Origin of the sequence: Enterobacter chinensis, assembly GCF_034008295.1 — a bacterium.
In the GTDB taxonomy this organism is placed as follows: Bacteria; Pseudomonadota; Gammaproteobacteria; order Enterobacterales; family Enterobacteriaceae; genus Enterobacter; species Enterobacter chinensis.
On the sequence record NZ_JARDVI010000011.1, the window covers coordinates 26,050 to 45,078 of the forward strand.

The following is a 19,029-nucleotide window of genomic DNA, read 5'->3' on the forward strand; positions in this document are numbered from 1 at the left end:
GCGTATTGTGGCATAAAAACAGACGATTCGGGAGTTTCAAATGACCTTCGAGTGGTGGTTCGCTTACCTGCTGACATCCATCATCCTTAGCCTTTCACCGGGCTCGGGCGCCATTAACACCATGACCACTTCCATCAACCACGGCTATCGCGGTGCGGCAGCGTCGATTGCCGGTTTGCAGGCCGGGCTGGGCATTCACATCGTCCTGGTCGGGATTGGTCTGGGCACCCTGTTCTCCCGCTCTGTACTGGCTTTTGAGGTGCTGAAATGGGCCGGGGCAGCGTATCTGATCTGGCTGGGTATTCAGCAGTGGCGCGCGGCGGGCTCCATCAACCTGAATACGCTCGCTCAGACGCAAAACCGCGGCCATCTGTTTAAACGCGCGGTTTTCGTCAACCTCACCAACCCGAAAAGCATCGTCTTCCTCGCCGCGCTGTTCCCGCAGTTTATCGTTCCGCATCAGCCCCAGGTGATGCAGTACGTGGTACTGGGCGCGACCACCATTATCGTCGATATCATCGTGATGATTGGTTACGCGACGCTGGCGCAGCGGATTGCGGCGTGGATTAAAGGGCCTAAGCAGATGAAGGCCCTGAACAAAGTCTTTGGTTCGCTGTTTATGCTGGTTGGCGCGCTGCTTGCGTCAGCGCGTCATGCTTAGCGAGAAATGATGAGATGAATGCCGAAGCCGGCGAACAGTGCGCCGGCGAAGCCGTCAATCCACTTCGCGATGCGCTGATAGCCGCGGCGCATCGCCGGTAAGGCAAACAGGCTTGCCACGATGGTGAACCAGGCAAAGGTTTCAACGACGATCAGCAGGAAGATGCCCCAGCGCGCACCCGCGCCGACGTTATCGCCGACAAACAGCGAAAATACTGAGCCGAAATAGATAATGGCTTTCGGGTTCGCCAGGTTGGTCAGCAGCCCTTTTACAAAACTGCGGCCGCCCGTTGCCAGCTCAACCTTTGGCTCTTCCGGTTTTTTCTCTTCTTTCTTCAGCGCCCCGCGCAGCATCTGGTAGCCCATCCAGCACAGGTACAGGCCACCGCCAACCATAATGATGTTATGCAGCCAGGCCATCTTTGCCAGAATCAGGTTCAGGCCAAGCAGCGCGACCGCCGCCCAGACCATGACGCCCATGGTGATACCGAGCACGCCCATCATCGCCTCTTTGCGGGAGCGGCTGACGGCCGTTTGTGACACGAAGAAAAAGTCTGGGCCCGGGCTCATCAGCGCAACGATGTGCACCAACGCCACGGTAAGAAATAGCATTAACATAATTAGCTCGCGGGGAAATAATTCAGTGAGTCATCATCCTGGCACTTTTTCGCCCGGCTGACTACTCCTCATCATCACCATCGGCATGTGAACGGATGAGCGCCATAAACTCCTTACCGAAGCGCTCCAGCTTGCGCGTGCCGACGCCGTTGACGCTGAGCATTTCGCTGGCGCTGAGGGGCATCTGTTCGGCCATCTCAATCAGCGTCGCGTCGTTGAACACCACGTAAGGCGGAATGTTCTCTTCATCAGCAATGGCTTTACGCAGCTTGCGCAGTTTGGCAAACAGCTTGCGGTCGTAATTGCCGCCGTACGATTTTTGCATCACCCGCGGCTTCAGGGCGAGAACGCGCGGCACGGCGAGCTTCAGTTCAATGTCACCGCGCAGGACCGGACGCGCCGCTTCGGTAAGCTGTAGCGCGGAGTGCTGAGCAATGTTTTGTGTGGCAAAGCCGAGGTGAATCAGCTGGCGGATAATGCTGACCCAGTGCTCGTGGCTCTGCTCCTTGCCAATACCGTAGACAGGGAGCTTGTCGTGGCCCATGTCGCGAATACGCTGGTTATTAGCACCGCGCAGCACTTCCACCACGTAGCCCATCCCGAAGCGTTGATTCACACGGTAGATGGTCGAGAGCGCCTTACGCGCGTCCATCAGCCCATCGTACTGTTTCGGCGGATCCAGGCAGATATCGCAGTTGCCGCACGGCTCCTGTCGCCCTTCACCAAAGTAGTTGAGCAGCACCAGACGACGGCAGGTTTGCGCTTCGGCAAACGCGCCCATCGCGTTGAGCTTGTGGCGTTCGATATCCTGGAGCTGTCCCTGCGGTTTTTCCTCCAGGCAGCGGCGCAGCCATGCCATATCGGCCGGATCGTAAAACAGCATCGCTTCCGCTGGCAGGCCGTCACGCCCGGCACGGCCGGTTTCCTGATAGTAGGATTCGATATTGCGAGGAATGTCGAAGTGCACCACAAAGCGCACGTTGGGCTTGTTGATCCCCATGCCGAACGCCACCGTCGCCACCACAATTTGCAGGTCATCGCGCTGGAACTTCTCCTGCACGTCGGCACGGATGTGGTTCTCTAGCCCGGCATGGTAGGCCGCCGCGCTAAAGCCGCGGTTTTGCAGACGTGCGGCGGTGTCTTCGACCTTCGCACGGCTGTTGCAGTAGATAATGCCGGACTTGCCGCGCTGCTCCTGCACGTAGCGTAAGAGCTGATCCAGCGGCTTGAATTTTTCCATCAGCATGTAGCGGATGTTGGGGCGGTCGAAGCTGCTGACCTGAATATAAGGGTCGTTCAGCCCCAGCAGGCGAACAATATCCAGACGGGTGGTGTCATCTGCCGTGGCGGTAAGCGCCATAAACGGCAGCTCGGGGAAGCGCTGGCGCAGCTGGCCGAGCGCAGCGTATTCCGGGCGGAAATCGTGTCCCCACTGGGAGATACAGTGCGCTTCATCCACCGCCAGCAGGACCGGGTTCCAGTGCGCGAGATGGTCGAGGAAGTTATCCAGCATCAGGCGTTCCGGCGCGATATACAGCAGGCGGATCTGCCCGGTGCGGCATCCGGCCATCACCTCTTGCTGCTGCTCACGGGTTTGCGTGGAGTTAAGACAGGCTGCCGCCACGCCGTTGGCGAGCAGCTGGTCAACCTGGTCTTTCATCAGTGAAATCAGAGGCGATACCACGACCGTCAGGCCGTTAAGCACCAGCGCGGGCACCTGATAACAGAGGGATTTACCGCCGCCGGTCGGCATCACCACCAGGCAATCGCGACCTTCCAGCACCGTTTCAATGATGGTTTCCTGGCCAGGGCGGAACTGCTGATAGCCAAAGGTTTCATGCAAAACCTGTTTAGCCAGCGACTCCTGATTCAATACTTCCGCCTGCGCCACATTAACCCCATATGCGAAAAATAAAACAGGCGCTATTTTCAGCGCCTGAGAGAGAAACTTCAACGTTTAACGCAAAAACATTCGAGCAGGCTAGAGAATATCGTTCAGCATCACGCCAACGCCGATGCGAGTCTGGTTGAAGTTGTAGTCGATAAGCGACTCGCCGTAACCGCTGTATACCTGCGTATAGATACGAACGTGCTTCGTCATTGGGTAGCTTAAGCCCACTTCCGCGCCACCGTAGCCGGTGTTCCAGTTGTACTGGCCTTTGGCGCTGAGCACGGCATCGCCCAGCTGGTAGCCGACTTTGAGCTGGTAGTAACCCATGTATTTGGTGATATCCGGGTTGTCATCGGTTTCGCCCACCACGTACCACGGCTTCACTTCCACCATCCAGTTACCGTTCTGCGCCATCAGGCGCGTATAGGCGCGGTTCCAGCTTCGGGAAGTCGGGTCGGAACGACCGTTGGAATCATGGTTAAAGCCCACTTCAACATCACGCAACGTCCATCCAGCAAATTCATAATCCGTTGCAAAACCGAGGAACAGCTGTGGCTCGTAGTTCGTTTCACGGAACGGCGAGGACTCCCCGCTGTTAGAGAGCTGCCACCAGGATTTCTGCGTGTAAGACGCACCGAGCACCGAATTCGGCCCCAGAATGCCGCGCCAGAACGGGAAGGCGAGACTGAGCTGGAACTTCACCTCATCTTTACGCGCGTTATCAGACCAGTTATAGGAGCTTATCGCCTCTTTGTTGAGATCGCTGGTCTGGGTGTAAATCACGTAGTTGGTGTCATACGGATAGAGCGTGAACGGATTGTCATGCTCCTGAAGAAGGTTCGCGATAATACTGCCATGAACGGCTGGTTTATCATGCACCTCTTTGATCGTGGCTTCCTGCGCATATGCTGTGAGGGGCAGCGCAACCGCCGCCAGTAACCAGGCCAGATACGTCCGCATCGGTGGTGTTCTCCTGCAAAAGAGTAAAATTACTTGAATAGTTATGTGGCGAACATTCTACATACTTCTGCGACAACTGCTGCATCCTCGTTTCTGAAAGTGGAATTCCTTATTGCTGAGGCATAAAATCAACATTTCATTAACAATAAGGATGTGATGCCTCATGTCAGCCATGCTTACCGCCGAAGAAGTGTTAAAACTCGTGGGCGAGATTTTTGTTTACCATATGCCGTTTAACCGCGCGCTGGGACTGGAGCTGGAGCGTTACGAAAAAGACTTTGCCCAGCTGAGTTTCAACAACCAGCCGATGATGGTAGGTAACTGGGCGCAAAGTATTTTGCACGGCGGCGTGATTGCCTCTGCGCTGGACGTCGCGGCAGGCCTGGTCTGCGTGGGCAGTACGCTGACCCGCCATGACACCATCAATGAAGACGAACTCCGCCAGCGTCTGGCGCGCATGGGCACCATTGATTTGCGCGTCGACTATCTTCGCCCGGGGCGCGGAAATCGCTTTACCTGTACCAGCAGCCTGCTGCGTGCGGGAAATAAAGTTGCCGTTGCTCGCGTTGAATTACATAACGAAGAACAAGTTTATATCGCCAGCGCAACCGCCACTTATATGGTGGGTTGAGGCAGCAAAATCGGGTAAAATTAATTCACTTTTTTGTAATGGATTTTCCCGATGGATGCTAAACAGACGCGGCAGGGCGTTTTACTCGCCCTTGCCGCTTATTTTATTTGGGGTATCGCCCCGGCGTATTTCAAGCTTATCGCTTACGTTCCGGCCGATGAGATCCTCACTCACCGCGTTATCTGGTCATTCTTTTTTATGATCGCGCTGATGAGCCTCAGCCGTCAGTGGTCGGGCGTCAAAACGCTGTTTAAAACCCCTGGAAAGGTCTTCCTGCTGGCGCTCTCTGCGGTGCTGATTGGCGGCAACTGGCTGCTGTTTATCTGGGCGGTGAATAACCATCACATGCTCGAAGCGAGCCTGGGGTACTTCATTAACCCGCTGGTGAACATCGTGCTGGGGATGATTTTCCTCGGCGAGCGCTTCCGCCGGATGCAATGGGTGGCCGTCATTTTGGCCTTCTGTGGCGTGCTGGTTCAGCTCTGGACGTTCGGCTCGTTGCCGATTATTGCCCTCGGTCTGGCGTTCAGCTTTGCCTTCTACGGCCTGGTGCGCAAGAAGATTGCGGTGGAAGCACAAACCGGGATGTTGTTTGAAACCCTGTGGCTGCTGCCGGTCGCGGCGATTTATCTCTTCGGCATCGCCGACAGCCCAACCAGCCATATGGGCAGCAACCCGTGGTCGCTGAATCTGATGCTGATGGCGGCGGGCGTGGTGACGACGATTCCATTGCTGTGCTTCACCGGTGCGGCGACGCGTCTGCGTCTCTCCACGCTGGGCTTCTTCCAGTACATTGGCCCGACGCTGATGTTCCTGCTGGCGGTGGTGTTTTACGGCGAAGTGCCAGGCGCGGATAAGATGGTGACCTTCGCCTTTATCTGGGTGGCGCTGGCGATTTTCGTTGCAGATGCCATTTATACCCAGCGCAGGGCCCGCAAAGGAATGTAGGTGTTTTGTAGGGCGGGTAAGCGCAGCGCCACCCGCCAGATTTTTACAGCCAGTTACGACGCTTAAAGTACAGATACGGTGCCAGCCCGGCGAGGATCATGAAGATAATCGCCCCCGGGTAACCAAAGCTCCACTTCAGCTCCGGCATAAACTCAAAGTTCATCCCGTAGCTGGAGGCCACCAGCGTCGGTGGCAGGAACACCACCGAAACCACCGAGAAGATCTTGATGATGCGGTTCTGCTCGATGTTGATAAAGCCCATCGCCGCCTGCATCAGGAAGTTGACCTTCTGGAACAGGGATTCGTTGTGCGGCAGCAGGGATTCGATATCTCGCAGGATCTCCCGCGCCTGCTCCAGCTGGCCGCCCGGCAGACGCGCCTTGCGCACCAGGAAGTTCAGCGCACGCTGGGTATCCATCAGACACAAACGCACCTTCCAGCCGATATCTTCCAGCTCCGCCAGAGTGGAGAGCGCTTCGTCGTACTCATCGCCCTGATGGCCTTCCATGATCACGCGGCTGAGCTTTTCCAGATCGCTGTAGATGTTTTCAATTTCATCCGCCAGCTGTTCAATTTTGGTTTCGAACAGATCGAGCAGCAGCTCGTAGGCGTTACCATCCACCATGGCCTGGCTGCGGGCGCGCATGCGGTAGAGACGAAACGCAGGCAGTTCGCGCTCGCGCAGGGTAAACAGACGGCCATCACGAATGGTAAACGCCACGGTAGAGTTACCCGCGTGGTCTTCAGCATCTTCAAAGAAGAAGAAGGAGTGAATATGCAGACCGTCTTCGTCTTCAAAAAAACGTGCGGATGCTTCGATGTCTTCCAGTTCCGGGCGTGTCGCCAGGCTTTGTCCCAGCTCAGATTGTACGCGCAGGCGTTCATCGTCGTCCGGCTCGACCAGATCCACCCATACGGCATCAACGAGGGGCTGTGACTCTTCGGCTTCAAGCCGAGTCAGTCGGTTATTTTCGAGTTGAAATGCGCTCAACATGACCGGGACTCCCAATGCAAAAAATATCGGACAGTTCGGTGGGCACACAGAAACAAATTGGGTTTCAGACCATTAAACAGCCTGACTCAGCGCGACGGGAATAGTGCATGTCGCTGACAACCACTAAGGCCATCAGCAAGGGGAGATAGCCTTAGGAGTTGTTCCTGGATGACAGGGAATTGAGCCAGTATCTACTGGGTGTGTCCAAGGCGAATGTCCTCTTAGCGTAATCGTGCGCGCATGTTACGCCAGCTATAACTGTGGCGTCAACACGCAACGGAACGCTGAAGGGCATTAATTGACCTTCAATGTATAAGGCTAGCAGATTATTACAAAATAATGATATTTTTCTGAATGTTAGACTGTTTCCAGCTTCGCATAGGCCGCCACCAGCCATTTGATACCCTGCCCCTGGAACGCCACCTGCAGGCGGCTGTGCTCGCCGCTGCCTTCCAGATTCACAATGGTACCTTCGCCAAACTTCGAATGGCGCACGCGCTGGCCCAGCTTGTAGCCGGTGTCGGTTTCCGCAATCGGCGAGCCCATACGCTGATGGCTGACCGGACGGCTGATGCTCGCCCGCAGACGCACCTCTTCCACGCACTCTTCCGGCAGTTCACCGATAAAGCGCGACGGACGGTGATAGACCTCTTTACCGTACAGACGGCGGGTTTCGGCGTAGGTTAGCGTCAGCTTTTGCATCGCGCGCGTCACGCCCACGTAGGCCAGGCGACGCTCCTCTTCCAGGCGTCCCCCCTCATCCAGCGACATCTGGCTAGGGAACATCCCCTCTTCCATGCCGACGATAAACACCTGCGGGAACTCCAGACCTTTGGCGGAGTGCAGGGTCATGAGCTGAACCGCATCCTGCCAGGTATCCGCCTGTCCCTCGCCTGCTTCCAGCGCGGCGTGAGAGAGAAACGCCTGAAGCGGCATCAGGTCTTCATCTTCTTCGTTGTAGCTGAACTGGCGCGTTGCCGTGACCAGTTCCTCTAAGTTCTCAATACGGGTCTGGCCTTTCTCGCCTTTTTCCTGCTCATACATGGTGCGCAGGCCGGAGTCTTTAATCACCCGGTCGGTCTGCACGTGCAGCGGCATGTCGGCCGTTTCCTGCGCCAGAGCATCAATCAGTTCGAGGAAACGCTGCAGCGCGCTGGCGGCACGACCGGCGAGCGCTTTTTCCTGCAACAGCTCGCGGCATGCCTGCCACAGCGTCAGCTGGCGATCGCGAGAGGCCTGACGCACCACGTCCAGCGTGCGGTCTCCAATGCCACGGGTCGGCGTGTTGACCACGCGCTCAAACGCCGCGTCGTCGTTGCGGTTTGCAATCAGACGCAGATACGAGAGCGCATCTTTGATTTCCTGACGTTCGAAGAAGCGCATACCGCCATAAATACGGTAAGGCATGCTCACCTGCAGCAGCGCCTCTTCCAGCACGCGCGACTGGGCGTTGCTGCGGTAGAGAATGGCGCACTGCTCCAGGGCGCCGCCGTTGTCCTGCCAGGTTTTGATGCGGTTCACCACAAAGCGGGCTTCGTCGAGCTCGTTGAAGGCGCAGTAAATCGAAATCGGTTCGCCGTCGACGCCGTCGGTCCACAGCTTTTTACCCAAACGCCCGTTGTTGTTTTCGATCAGGGCGTTAGCCGCGCTGAGGATGTTGTTCGTCGAGCGGTAGTTCTGCTCCAGACGGATGGTTTCCGCGCCGGGGAAGTCCTTGAGGAAGCGCTGGATGTTCTCCACCTGCGCCCCGCGCCAGCCGTAGATCGACTGGTCATCATCGCCTACGATCATTACCTTGCCGGTATCACCGGCCAGCAGGCGGATCCATGCGTACTGGATGTTGTTGGTATCCTGGAATTCGTCCACCAGGATATTGGTGAAGCGTTCACGATAGTGCTGCAGGATGTGCGGCTTGTTGAGCCACAGCTCGTGGGCGCGCAGCAGCAGCTCGGCGAAATCCACCAGACCGGCACGATCGCACGCTTCCTGATAGGCCTTGTAGACGTTTTGCCAGGTCTGCTCGACCGGGTTGCCGAAACTCTGAATATGGTGCGGGCGCAGCCCTTCGTCTTTCTGGCCGTTGATGTACCACATCGCCTGACGCGGCGGCCACTGCTTCTCGTCAAGATTCATCGCCTTAATCAGGCGTTTGAGCAGACGGAGCTGGTCTTCGCTGTCGAGGATCTGGAAATCCTGCGGCAGGTTGGCGTCCATATGGTGCGCGCGCAGCAGGCGGTGCGCCAGGCCATGGAAGGTGCCGACCCACATGCCGCCCTGGCTGGTGCCCATCAGTTGGGCGATACGGTGGCGCATCTCCGCCGCCGCCTTGTTGGTAAACGTGACCGCCATGATGGAGTACGGTGAGCAGTTTTCCACGCTCTGCAACCAGGCGATACGGTGAACCAGAACGCGCGTCTTACCACTGCCCGCCCCTGCCAGAACCAGCATGTTGGTGCGCGAGGCGGCAACTGCTTCACGCTGTTTGTCATTAAGGCTGTCGAGCAGGTAAGAAACGTCCATTGGCACCGTCACGTCATGTCGGGCAGGCGAATGACATTCGCCAAAACCCTGTTAATTTATACAGAACAATTGATGATTATATCAGCGTCGTGAGGGATGCCAACCGCGAAATTTCCAGGTGTGGCAGAAGACGGCTATCGGAGGCGATCATCAGGTCGGCTTTTTCCGGCTTGATCCAGCAGGCCTGCATGCCGCAGCGGATGGCACCCGCCACGTCTGTGGTGAGGTCATCCCCCACGTGCAGAATTTCACCCAGCGACAGATTCAGTTTTTCCGCTGCAAGATGGTACATATCACTGAACGGCTTGGAGCGCCCGTGGGGACCGGCACGCAGCACAAATTCAAAGTAATCGCCGAGACCAAACAGCTCAGGCTGGGCATTGCCGTTTGTGATGGCCACCAGCGGCCATTTCTCTGCCAGTTTCGCCAGCGTGTCGTGGGTCTCCTGCGGCACATCGATACGGCTGCGCCATTTGGCGAAGTTTTCCATTGCCGCTTCAGCCCCAATGGCCGCATCTTGCGCGCTCAGCCCCACGTTGAGCATCGCCTGCTCAACCGCGCGACGACGCCATTCGGTCACATCGTGGTAAATGTCCGGCTCGGTCTCCCGCAGGGACTGACGCAGCGTCTGGAAATCCTTGTTCTGCATCGTCTTCAGCGCCGGATGGTAGTTCTGGACAAACGTCAGCGACTCCTGCTCGGTACGCAGGATCACTTCGCGGTTGTCATATAAGGTGTCATCAAGGTCAAACGTCAGGGCTGAAATCTGACCGAGTGGGCGGTAAAAACGCATTATTTCCCCCGTTTGGCGCGTGGATGCGCCGCGTCATACACCGAGGCAAGGTGTTGGAAGTCTAAGTGGGTATAGATTTGAGTGGTCGACAGATTTGCGTGGCCAAGCAGCTCCTGCACGCCGCGCAGATCGCCGCTCGACTCAAGCATGTGTGTCGCAAAGGAGTGACGCAGCTTGTGCGGGTGAACGTGGCTGTTCAGCCCCTGCTTAATGCCCCACTCCGCAAAGCGCTTCTGCACGTTACGCGCCGAGATCCGCTTACCGAGTTTCGACAGGAACAGCGCGTCCTCTTCTGCGCCAAACAGCCCGCGCAGGTCAAGCCAGTGCTCAATCCAGGATACCGCGTTGCGGCCAATCGGCAGGCGGCGCTCTTTGCTGCCCTTGCCCATGACCCACACTTCGCCGGTGTCCAGGTCGAGGTGTTTTAAATCAAGATTAACCAGCTCTGAAAGACGCAGCCCGGCACCGTACATCACCTCCAGCATCGCGCGGTCGCGTACGGCCAACGGATCGTTCAGATCGATATCCAACAGGCGGTTTACGTCGTCAACGTCGATATTTTTAGGCAGATGGCGCGGCGCTTTTGGCGTGGCGATCCCTTTTGCCGGGTTGGCTTTTAAGCCTCCCTGACTGACCAGCCAGTCGAAGAAACTGCGCAGCGCAGAGAGCCTGAGCGCCAGGCTTGCCGGGCCTAATCCTTTTCTGCGGCTCCGCACGACAAACCCGCGAACCGTCGCAGCGTCACAGTGCTGCCAGCTTTTCAGGCCGATCTCGTCGGCAATCTGCATGAGGGCATCAAGCTGACGCTGGTAATTAAGCAGAGTAATGGGGCTAAGCTGACGCTCCACGCCCAGATAGCGCAAAAAGCGCGAGACGTCAGCAGAGAGCAGTCCGTCCGTCATACTCGCTCAATCCAGCGCTCCAGCAGCTCAGGCAGCATCAGAGCGATCTCCTGCAGCAGGTGCGTGGCTTGCCCTTGCTCATAGTGATGTGCATCGCGGCTGGTAAATAACATGACCCCCAGATCGCCATCGCGCCCCATCAGCGACATCGCCACCGAGCCTATCGCTTTAGCTTCGGGTAACACCACCAGCAGTTCAGGTCCGTTCAATGGCCCAAGGTAGTGATGCTCATGGCCCAGACGCTGAATGCGCAGCGGTTCAAACGCCTGACGGCTAAGTGCCAGATGGGTAAACCCCGACGGTGCGCCAATGCGCCAGCGGTCAGGGAAAAGACGGATCGTTGCGCCCGCAAGCCCAAGCTCGCGCGCCCAGCGGTGGAAGCGGCTGAGGAACTCTTCGAGACTGTGCGCCGATGCCAGACGCGCCTGCAGATGCAGAAGACGATAGAACAGACTTTCGTTAGTACTGGCCTGTTCCATCAGCAGCGTCATGTTCTCTTCAAGCTGATTGATGTGGTTGCGCGAGCGTGCCATGTGCCATTCGACCAGCGACACGGTTCCGCGAACCGGATGCGGCACGCGCATCTCTTCGACGATGCGTGCATTGCGAATAAAAAACTCAGGATTGCGCAGCAGATAATCAACAACAGCTCTGTCGTCCAGCTCCGTCACTGTTTCCTGCAGTTCTTCCCCTGGTTGTTTCATAGATGGATAAACCCGTCATAGACATGTGCCGCCGGGCCAGTCATATACAGTGGATGACCCGGTCCTTTCCAGGCGATATCTAGCCGACCGCCCGGTAACTCCACGCGAACCTCTTCTGCCAGTAACCCCTGAGAGATGCCCACGGCCACTGCCGCACAGGCACCGCTTCCGCAGGCCTGCGTCTCGCCCGCGCCGCGCTCGTAAACCCGCAGGCGGATGTGCTCACGCGCTACCACCTGCATAAAACCGATGTTCGCGCGCTCCGGGAAACGTTCGTGGCTTTCCAGCACCGGGCCGAGCGTTTCGACGGCGGCAGTTTCCACATCATCAACCTGAATCACGCAGTGCGGGTTACCCATTGAGACGACGCCGCACAATACTGTCTGCTCGGCCGCACGCATAATATAGGTCTTTTCCGCTTTGTTTGCGCGAAACGGCACAACGGAGGGCTCAAAGTTAGGCTCGCCCATGTTCACGCGTACCAGCTCATCATCAGTGACGCTGAGCACCATGCGACCATTGGCCGTGCTGACGCGAATATCACGCTTGTTGGTCAGCCCTTTCAGGCGGACAAAGCGGGCAAAACAGCGCGCGCCGTTGCCGCACTGGTTAACTTCGCTGCCGTCCGCGTTAAAAATACGGTAGTGGAAATCGAGGTCAGGATCGTACGGTGGCTCAACCACCAGCAGCTGATCGAACCCCACGCCCAGATGCCGATCCGCCAGGCGACGGATCAGTTCCGGGGAGAAAAACACATTCTGCGTTACCGCGTCGACGACCATAAAATCGTTGCCAAGGCCATGCATTTTAGAGAACTGCATCATTTGCTCCATTGCGCGGGTACAGAACGTTGTCGTCAGAGATTTACCTGAGTCGGACCACCGTTGTCGCCACGATCGTTAGTATCTGGCGTAGTAGATTCAATACCGCTGTTCACAGGTTTCGTCGGCGGCGGCGCGGTTTTATCCGCTGGCGGGAAGTACAGTGGTCCCTTCAGTCCGCAGCCCGTCAGGCTAAACAGCGTGATGAGAACGGCAAGCGTTCGGAAAGCGTTTTTCATTATAAAGTTGCCCGTAAGTTCAAATCTGTTTCTATCATCGCAGGAGAAGACACAAAAGCAAGAGTTTGCCGCTTTCCTGCAACGGGATTTATTTAGGGTTATACTGCCGGCATCACGAAAAACAGGAACAAAACCATGAACGACAGTGAATTCCATCGCCTTGCCGACAACCTGTGGATGACCATCGAAGAGCGTCTCGACGACTGGGACGGCGACAGCGATATCGATTGTGAAATCAACGGCGGTATTCTGACCCTGAGCTTCGAAAATGGCAGCAAAATTATTATTAACCGCCAGGAGCCGCTTCACCAGGTATGGCTGGCCGCCAAACAGGGCGGCTATCATTTCGATCTGAAAGACGGGGAATGGGTTTGCGACCGTAGCGGCGTCACGTTCTGGGATCTGCTGGAACAGGCGGCGACCGCGCAGGCGGGTGAGGTCGTGAGTTTCAGATAGTTTCTGTGCCGGGTGGCGCTGCGCTGACCCGGCCTACGGAACCGAGCTGTTGTAGACCCGGTAAGGCGTAGCCGCCACCGGGCGAGCGAAAAGGCTCAGGAGAAATACTGCTGCAACAGCGGCGCGGTGTCCTGATTTGCAGGCGCGACAGGCGTGACGGCCTGGGTCCGGAACGGAATCACCTGCGTACGACCGTCGACGTTCACAATCTGGTAGAACTGCGGCAGGTTAAAGTTGATAAAGCTTGAGCCGTAGGTGAAACGATCATGCGAAGAGGAGTAGAAGCGGCTGACGTCGCGCACCAGCTCCTCTTTACTGCCTTCACAATGGTGATACACCTCGGCGCGGTTGGTCTCATCCAGGATGTAGATATTGAAACCGGCATCGTCGCCCGACTCTTCGAAGAAGAACTGAATAATCCCTTCACTGGCAAAACCGTCCACCACCTGCGGCAGCTTAACGTGGTTGGTTTCCACCTGCACCGACAGACCATGCAGCTTGTTGTGCGAAATCGCGCCGTAGAACTCGATGGCGTTTTCCAGCTTCTGTACCGACACGTTGAGACGTTCGAAGAACAGGCCCCAGGTCTGGCCGGAGACGCGCAGCGCTTTAAAGCGCCCGGTTTCCTGACGGGTACTGGAGAGACGCAGTTCGATACATTCAGAAACCAGCTGCTGCACGCGGGTACGAATCAACCCACGCAGGTGCTGGCTGTAGCAGAACACTTCCACGCTGTCCGGTGGCGCGGCGTCCTGGTGCATTTTACCGAGAATGGTTTTCAGCGCTTCGATCATCGCCTGCTCGCCGTTGAAATGCAGGGTACGCACTTCATTCCACGAGTTGCGGTAAAGCAGATCCACGCTACCCACCAGGCAATTTTGCTGCTCGCCAAAGCTAAAAACGTCCAGCTTGCGGAAGTCGAAATGGACCACCTGATTGCGGAAGGCCGCCGTCGGGTCGTATTCCAGGTTAACGATGATCGCCAGATGGCGAATCTCACATGGGCTGTAGAGCGCTTTCGGCGTTGGCGCAGGCAGACGCAGCGGGAAGTGGTGTGAGACATCCGCCACCATCTCCTGCAGCTTAGCGAGATCAACCACCTCGTTGCCTTTGATAAACAGGCGGGTGCGCGAGGTCAGCAGGCCGTTAAACCAGGCCCAGGCCACCAGCTTGTTCAGGTAACGGTTATATTCCAGCGGTTGATGGCTGACGATCGAATCCATGCTTGGCGCACGGTTGTAAAGATACCACCCGGTGCGGTTCGCGCGACCCGGCGGGACATAGATAAAGGTCAGGTTCGGTTCTGAGAGGTCAGGCGAAATCTGCGGGTTAACCAGAGTGACTTTACCCGGCAGCGCTTCAAACGCGGCGTACAGTTTACGGGTCAACACACCGATATCCTGCGGGCTGGCTGAAACGCTGAGGTTATTACGACGCGCAAAGCGGATCAGGTTACGGTAGCTTTGCATCATCGCATCGAGCAGTTCGTTGTGCGCTTCACGCACCTGATCGATTTTCCAGTTGGCGCGGTTGTCGAGCATGGACAAACGCTCTTCGTCCCATCCCCACTCTTTCACTAACTGACTGACCACTTCACGACGCCAGCCCACGCATGCGCGCTCGCGGCTCAATTTCTCACAGACTTTGAGATAGAAACATCGACGCACCAGGTCAAGACGCGTGGTGTCGTCAATGGCTTTCAGGTATTCGGTCACGCGCTCCAGCATCATGCAGTAGGCGTCCAGCCCGAAGGAGACGATCTCCCCGTCGTGCAAACGCTGCTTGATATCTTTCGCCAGCAGGCGCGGCGTCGGGTATTCCCAGGAATAGGCTTCCAGCAGCAGCGTTTTCAGCACCGCTTTGTACGGTGAGTCAATACTCTTATAGAGCTGCCAGAGGCTTGCGCCAAAGTACTCTTCCGCTGACAGAGAGCTCAGGCCGCCGAGGTCCAGCCATTCGTTTGGCGTCAGGACACCCTGCGAGTACAGCGACATCACGTAATCGTCGTAATGCTCTTCTTCATCGCACGGCACCATATTCCACAGAATACGCTTACCGGCCAGACGCACAGCAGTACGGTAAAATTCATCCAGCAACAGGATGTGCTGGGTCGAGCCGCAGTCCTCACCACCCAGACTGCCGCTTTCGTTATGACGGAATCGGTTTTCATCAATCAGGAAGAAGCTCACTTCCACGCCGAGCGACGCCGCCCAGCTTTCCAGCAGGCTGCATTTACGTTGCAGCAGCTGGCGCTCTTCGTTATCAAGCCAGGACTGATGACAGACCCAGATGTCCAGGTCCGAAGAACAGCTTTGCCCTACCGATGAGGTACTCCCCATAGAGTAAACGCCGGTAATCGGCAGTTCACCTTTCGGGGACTCCTGTGGCGGCATGCCGCGATAGAGTTCAAGCTCACTCAGATAGTGCTGTTGGGTTTCATCAGGCGTGAAAAGGCAAATGCCCTGGGGAACGTTACCGTCAAGGTAGCCAGGCATCAGCGGATGGTGATAGTGCAATAATGTCGGCAGCAGACTGTATACCTGCTGGAAAGCAGGGCCCATAGCAGCAAGCGCGCGATCCACACGCAGTTGATTTATGGCATCCAGTCTCTGTTTCAGAGTCTCAATATAGAGGTACAAGACGTATCGCCTGATGTTTCCGGGTGGCGCAAGCTATTCAAAACATGAATAACAGCGGGCCCGCAGTATTTCAAAAAGATAACCGTTACCCTTTTTCGCCCTTATCATTATGGTGGTACCGACGAAAAAATGGTCTAAAACGTGATCAATTTAACACCTTGCCGGTTGACCGTAAAGAAAGATGCGCTACATACAAGTGTAGCACCGTTCTGTACGTGTAAATTCCTGAATACGGCTATGGCTGACGAATACGCCGCCTTGTCCCTCTCACTCTTCATCAACCGTAAAACTGCCATCCCAGAGTCAACAATGTTAGGATGGTTAGCGATTGATAATGACGGTAACAAGCATGTTAGACAATGTTTTGAGAATTGCCACACGCCAAAGCCCTCTCGCGCTCTGGCAGGCACATTATGTTAAGCAGCGCCTTGAAGCCTGCCACAGTGGATTGCGCGTCGAGCTGGTGCCGATGGTCACGCGCGGTGACGTGATCCTGGATACGCCGCTGGCGAAAGTGGGCGGCAAAGGCCTGTTTGTCAAAGAACTGGAACTGGCATTGCTTGAGAAACGCGCCGATATCGCCGTACATTCGATGAAAGACGTGCCTGTTGAGTTCCCGGAAGGGCTGGGGCTGGTGACCATCTGCGAGCGCGAAGATCCGCGTGACGCATTTGTCTCTAACCACTACGACTCGCTCGATGCGCTGCCTGAGGGTAGCGTGGTTGGCACGTCCAGTTTACGCCGTCAGTGTCAGCTGGCGGAGCGTCGTCCTGACCTGATCATTCGCTCGCTGCGCGGGAACGTCGGCACGCGTCTGGGCAAGCTGGATAACGGCGATTACGATGCCATTATTCTCGCTGTTGCAGGCCTGAAACGTCTGGGGCTAGAGGAACGCATTCGCGTGGCGTTACCGCCAGAGCTGTCGCTGCCAGCCGTTGGCCAGGGCGCCGTTGGCATTGAGTGCCGTCTGGACGATGCGCGTACCCGCGAGCTGCTTGCCCCGCTGAACCATGACGACACCGCTATCCGCGTAAAAGCCGAGCGTGCGATGAATACCCGCCTCGAAGGGGGATGCCAGGTTCCGATTGGCAGCTATGCTGAATTGACGAACGGCGAACTGTGGCTGCGTGCGCTGGTGGGCGCCCCGGACGGTTCGCAGATGGTGCGTGGCGAACGTCGCGGTAAAGCGCAAGATGCCGAACAGCTTGGCGTCTCGCTGGCAGAAGAGTTACTGGATAACGGCGCCCGCGAAATTCTGGCTGAGGTTTATAATGGAGAACCCCCTGCATGAGTATTCTCGTCACCCGCCCTTCTCCCGCAGGAGAGCAATTAGTGAGCCGTCTGCGCGCACTGGGGCAGGTGGCCTGGAGTTTTCCGCTCATTGAATTCTCCCCGGGTCGGGAGCTCTCTACGCTCGCCGACCAGATGAATACCCTTCAGGAAGGCGACCTGCTGTTTGCGTTGTCGCAACATGCCGTGGAATTTGCCCACGCGCAGCTGCAACAGCAGGGCCTGTCCTGGCCAACCGCCCCACGCTATTTCGCGATTGGCCGCACAACGGCGCTTGCGCTGCATACCGTAAGCGGTGCGGATGTTCGTTACCCGTTAGATCGGGAAATCAGTGAAGTCTTGCTACAATTACCTGAATTACAAACCATTGCCGGAAAACGCGCGCTGATTTTACGCGGTAACGGCGGACGCGAACTGTTGGGTGAAACGCTGCGCGAACGCCGGGCTAACGTCACGTTCTGCGAGTGTTACCAGCGTTGTGCAAAACATTATGATGGTGCAGAAGAGGCGATGCGCTGGCATACGCGCGGCATTACGACCCTGGTCGTGACCAGCGGTGAAATGCTGCAGCGGCTCTGGTCACTTGTACCGCAATGGTATCGTGAAAATTGGTTACTCCACTGTCGGCTTCTGGTCGTCAGTGAGCGTCTGGCGAACCAGGCCCGGGAACTGGGCTGGCATGATATTCGGATCGCTGATAACGCCGACAACGATGCGCTGCTGCGCGCATTACAATAACTCTCAAATGGGAAGCCATAATGACGGAACACGATAAATCCTCCGCCGTGGTTGAAGAGACCAGGGAGACTGTGGAGACAACGCCACAGCCAGAGACGACTGAGAAAACCGCTGAGAAGAAAAACGGCAGCAACAAAACGAGCCTCACGCTGAGCGCGATTGCCATCGCCATTGCGCTGGCAGCAGGCGTTGGTCTGTACGGTTTGGTGAAACAACAGGGTGCTAACCAGACGTCCACCAGCGATGCGCTGGTGAATCAGCTCACTGCTCTGCAAAAAGCGCAGGAGACGCAGAAAACCGAGCTGGAAACCGTGATTAAACAGCAGGCTGCCGCGCTTGCCGATGCGAACAGCAAACAGGAAGAACTGACCAAACAGCTGGGCGAAGTGCAGCAGAAAGTCGCCACGATTTCCGGCACCGATGCCAAAACCTGGCTGCTCTCACAGGCTGACTTCCTGGTGAAGCTCGCCGGACGTAAGCTCTGGAGCGATCAAGACGTCACCACTGCCGCCGCGCTGCTGAAAAGCGCTGATGCAAGCCTGGCAGACATGAACGATCCAAGTCTTATCACCGCACGCCGTGCGATCACCGAAGACATCGCCAGCCTCTCCGCCGTCTCGCAGGTGGACTACGACGGCATTATCCTTAAAGTGAACCAGCTCTCGAATCAGATTGATAACCTGCAGCTGGCGGATAACAACGACGACGACTCCCCGATGGATTCCGACGGCACCGAGCTGTCCAGTTCCCTGAGCGAATGGCGCGTGAACCTGCAAAAAAGCTGGCAGAACTTTATGGACAGCTTTATCACCATCCGCCGTCGCGACGAAACCGCCGTGCCGCTGCTGGCGCCGAACCAGGATATCTATCTGCGCGAAAACATTCGCTCCCGCCTGCTGGTGGCGGCACAGGCCGTGCCGCGTCATCAGGAAGAGACCTACAAACAGGCGCTGGATAACGTCTCAACGTGGGTACGCGCCTACTACAACACCGATGATGCGACGACCACCGCCTTCCTCGAAGACATTGATAAACTGAGCCAGCAGAACATCACCATGAACGTGCCGGATAAGCTGGCCAGCCAGCCGATTCTGGAGAAACTGATGCAGACGCGCGTACGTAACCTGCTGGCGCAACCGGGCGTACCGGCAGAGCAGACGGGTGGAGCGGCAGCGGCTCCTGCTTCCGCACCCGCGTCTGAAAGCGCGCCGCAGGGAGAGTAACG

At 56.8% G+C, this 19,029-nt stretch carries 19 protein-coding genes; 7 read left to right on the forward strand and 12 right to left on the reverse strand.

Annotated features, from left to right (window positions below):
• The first annotated feature begins 40 nt into the window (after positions 1–40).
• Complete coding sequence (gene rhtB, locus PYW49_RS22860; RefSeq protein ID WP_047959687.1) at positions 41–661, forward strand: homoserine/homoserine lactone efflux protein; 621 nt, start codon at positions 41–43, stop codon at positions 659–661.
• Here the strand turns inward: rhtB and rhtC are convergent.
• The 3 genes from rhtC to pldA form a co-directional block, all read right to left on the reverse strand.
• Complete coding sequence (rhtC, locus tag PYW49_RS22865) at positions 658–1,278, reverse strand: threonine export protein RhtC (protein ID WP_134348964.1); 621 nt, start codon at positions 1,276–1,278, stop codon at positions 658–660. The two genes, rhtB and rhtC, sit on opposite strands and share 4 nt — an antisense overlap.
• A gap of 61 nt (positions 1,279–1,339) precedes the next feature.
• A complete protein-coding gene (gene recQ / locus PYW49_RS22870) occupies positions 1,340–3,169 on the reverse strand; it encodes an ATP-dependent DNA helicase RecQ (RefSeq protein WP_320387630.1) in 1,830 nt (609 codons plus the stop codon).
• 90 nt (positions 3,170–3,259) lie between these two features.
• Positions 3,260–4,129, reverse strand: a complete 870-nt coding sequence (gene pldA, locus PYW49_RS22875; RefSeq protein ID WP_087822933.1) for a phospholipase A — start codon at positions 4,127–4,129, stop codon at positions 3,260–3,262.
• 163 nt (positions 4,130–4,292) lie between these two features.
• On the opposite strand from pldA, the gene yigI reads away from it, so the two are divergent.
• Positions 4,293–4,760 (forward strand): acyl-CoA thioesterase YigI, encoded by a 468-nt coding sequence (gene yigI / locus PYW49_RS22880; protein ID WP_008501538.1) that lies wholly within the window; start codon positions 4,293–4,295, stop codon positions 4,758–4,760.
• Positions 4,761–4,811: 51 nt separating this feature from the next.
• A complete protein-coding gene (gene rarD, locus PYW49_RS22885; protein ID WP_320387631.1) occupies positions 4,812–5,708 on the forward strand; it encodes an EamA family transporter RarD in 897 nt (298 codons plus the stop codon).
• Positions 5,709–5,751: 43 nt separating this feature from the next.
• Here rarD and corA read toward each other — a convergent pair whose 3' ends face one another.
• From corA to lptM, 8 genes are all read right to left on the reverse strand, one after another.
• Positions 5,752–6,702, reverse strand: coding sequence for a magnesium/cobalt transporter CorA (gene corA, locus PYW49_RS22890; RefSeq protein WP_080330379.1), 951 nt, complete (start codon positions 6,700–6,702; stop codon positions 5,752–5,754).
• Positions 6,703–6,853: 151 nt separating this feature from the next.
• Positions 6,854–6,910 carry a YsgD/CorL family protein gene (gene ysgD / locus PYW49_RS22895; protein WP_212743980.1) on the reverse strand — a complete coding sequence of 19 codons (57 nt, stop codon included), beginning with the start codon at positions 6,908–6,910 and terminating at the stop codon, positions 6,854–6,856.
• 149 nt (positions 6,911–7,059) lie between these two features.
• Complete coding sequence (uvrD, locus tag PYW49_RS22900) at positions 7,060–9,222, reverse strand: DNA helicase II (RefSeq protein ID WP_126546349.1); 2,163 nt, start codon at positions 9,220–9,222, stop codon at positions 7,060–7,062.
• A gap of 76 nt (positions 9,223–9,298) precedes the next feature.
• Positions 9,299–10,015 carry a 5-amino-6-(5-phospho-D-ribitylamino)uracil phosphatase YigB gene (gene yigB, locus PYW49_RS22905; protein ID WP_320387634.1) on the reverse strand — a complete coding sequence of 239 codons (717 nt, stop codon included), beginning with the start codon at positions 10,013–10,015 and terminating at the stop codon, positions 9,299–9,301.
• Entirely contained in the window at positions 10,015–10,917 is a 903-nt protein-coding gene (gene xerC, locus PYW49_RS22910) for a tyrosine recombinase XerC (RefSeq protein WP_320387636.1), read from the reverse strand. Before xerC ends, yigB begins: the two co-directional genes overlap by 1 nt.
• Positions 10,914–11,621 (reverse strand): DUF484 domain-containing protein, encoded by a 708-nt coding sequence (locus tag PYW49_RS22915; protein WP_134348958.1) that lies wholly within the window; start codon positions 11,619–11,621, stop codon positions 10,914–10,916. The genes xerC and PYW49_RS22915 overlap by 4 nt, the downstream gene beginning before the upstream one ends.
• Complete coding sequence (gene dapF, locus PYW49_RS22920) at positions 11,618–12,442, reverse strand: diaminopimelate epimerase (RefSeq protein ID WP_134348983.1); 825 nt, start codon at positions 12,440–12,442, stop codon at positions 11,618–11,620. Before dapF ends, PYW49_RS22915 begins: the two co-directional genes overlap by 4 nt.
• A gap of 35 nt (positions 12,443–12,477) precedes the next feature.
• Positions 12,478–12,681, reverse strand: coding sequence for an LPS translocon maturation chaperone LptM (lptM, locus tag PYW49_RS22925; protein WP_134348957.1), 204 nt, complete (start codon positions 12,679–12,681; stop codon positions 12,478–12,480).
• Between the two features lie 135 nt (positions 12,682–12,816).
• Here lptM and cyaY point away from each other — a divergent pair, with 135 nt between their 5' ends.
• Positions 12,817–13,137 (forward strand): iron donor protein CyaY, encoded by a 321-nt coding sequence (cyaY, locus tag PYW49_RS22930; RefSeq protein ID WP_028018192.1) that lies wholly within the window; start codon positions 12,817–12,819, stop codon positions 13,135–13,137.
• Between the two features lie 95 nt (positions 13,138–13,232).
• On the opposite strand, the gene cyaA is transcribed toward cyaY, so the two are convergent.
• A complete protein-coding gene (gene cyaA, locus PYW49_RS22935; RefSeq protein WP_134348956.1) occupies positions 13,233–15,776 on the reverse strand; it encodes a class I adenylate cyclase in 2,544 nt (847 codons plus the stop codon).
• A gap of 349 nt (positions 15,777–16,125) precedes the next feature.
• Between cyaA and hemC the strand changes: the two genes are divergently transcribed.
• From hemC to hemX, 3 genes are read left to right on the forward strand one after another with little or no spacing between them, the layout of a single operon-like run.
• The gene (gene hemC, locus PYW49_RS22940) at positions 16,126–17,067 is read left to right on the forward strand and encodes a hydroxymethylbilane synthase (RefSeq protein WP_134348954.1); all 942 of its coding nucleotides are present in this window, start codon (positions 16,126–16,128) and stop codon (positions 17,065–17,067) included.
• On the forward strand, positions 17,064–17,804 hold the full coding sequence (gene hemD, locus PYW49_RS22945; RefSeq protein WP_320387638.1) for a uroporphyrinogen-III synthase: 741 nt from the start codon (positions 17,064–17,066) through the stop codon (positions 17,802–17,804). Before hemC ends, hemD begins: the two co-directional genes overlap by 4 nt.
• Before the next feature lie 20 nt (positions 17,805–17,824).
• The gene (gene hemX / locus PYW49_RS22950) at positions 17,825–19,027 is read left to right on the forward strand and encodes a uroporphyrinogen-III C-methyltransferase (protein WP_134348952.1); all 1,203 of its coding nucleotides are present in this window, start codon (positions 17,825–17,827) and stop codon (positions 19,025–19,027) included.
• The last annotated feature ends 2 nt before the right edge of the window (positions 19,028–19,029 follow it).

Excerpts from the sequence above, each read along its gene's own strand:
- rhtB (WP_047959687.1), top strand. The coding sequence starts at position 41 with ATGACCTTCGAGTGGTGGTTCGCTTACCTGCTGACATCCATCATCCTT.
- rhtC (WP_134348964.1), bottom strand. The coding sequence starts at position 1,278 with ATGTTAATGCTATTTCTTACCGTGGCGTTGGTGCACATCGTTGCGCTG.
- pldA (WP_087822933.1), bottom strand. The coding sequence starts at position 4,129 with ATGCGGACGTATCTGGCCTGGTTACTGGCGGCGGTTGCGCTGCCCCTC.
- yigI (WP_008501538.1), top strand. The coding sequence starts at position 4,293 with ATGTCAGCCATGCTTACCGCCGAAGAAGTGTTAAAACTCGTGGGCGAG.
- rarD (WP_320387631.1), top strand. The coding sequence starts at position 4,812 with ATGGATGCTAAACAGACGCGGCAGGGCGTTTTACTCGCCCTTGCCGCT.
- corA (WP_080330379.1), bottom strand. The coding sequence starts at position 6,702 with ATGTTGAGCGCATTTCAACTCGAAAATAACCGACTGACTCGGCTTGAA.
- uvrD (WP_126546349.1), bottom strand. The coding sequence starts at position 9,222 with ATGGACGTTTCTTACCTGCTCGACAGCCTTAATGACAAACAGCGTGAA.
- yigB (WP_320387634.1), bottom strand. The coding sequence starts at position 10,015 with ATGCGTTTTTACCGCCCACTCGGTCAGATTTCAGCCCTGACGTTTGAC.
- xerC (WP_320387636.1), bottom strand. The coding sequence starts at position 10,917 with ATGACGGACGGACTGCTCTCTGCTGACGTCTCGCGCTTTTTGCGCTAT.
- PYW49_RS22915 (WP_134348958.1), bottom strand. The coding sequence starts at position 11,621 with ATGAAACAACCAGGGGAAGAACTGCAGGAAACAGTGACGGAGCTGGAC.
- dapF (WP_134348983.1), bottom strand. The coding sequence starts at position 12,442 with ATGCAGTTCTCTAAAATGCATGGCCTTGGCAACGATTTTATGGTCGTC.
- lptM (WP_134348957.1), bottom strand. The coding sequence starts at position 12,681 with ATGAAAAACGCTTTCCGAACGCTTGCCGTTCTCATCACGCTGTTTAGC.
- cyaY (WP_028018192.1), top strand. The coding sequence starts at position 12,817 with ATGAACGACAGTGAATTCCATCGCCTTGCCGACAACCTGTGGATGACC.
- hemC (WP_134348954.1), top strand. The coding sequence starts at position 16,126 with ATGTTAGACAATGTTTTGAGAATTGCCACACGCCAAAGCCCTCTCGCG.
- hemD (WP_320387638.1), top strand. The coding sequence starts at position 17,064 with ATGAGTATTCTCGTCACCCGCCCTTCTCCCGCAGGAGAGCAATTAGTG.
- hemX (WP_134348952.1), top strand. The coding sequence starts at position 17,825 with ATGACGGAACACGATAAATCCTCCGCCGTGGTTGAAGAGACCAGGGAG.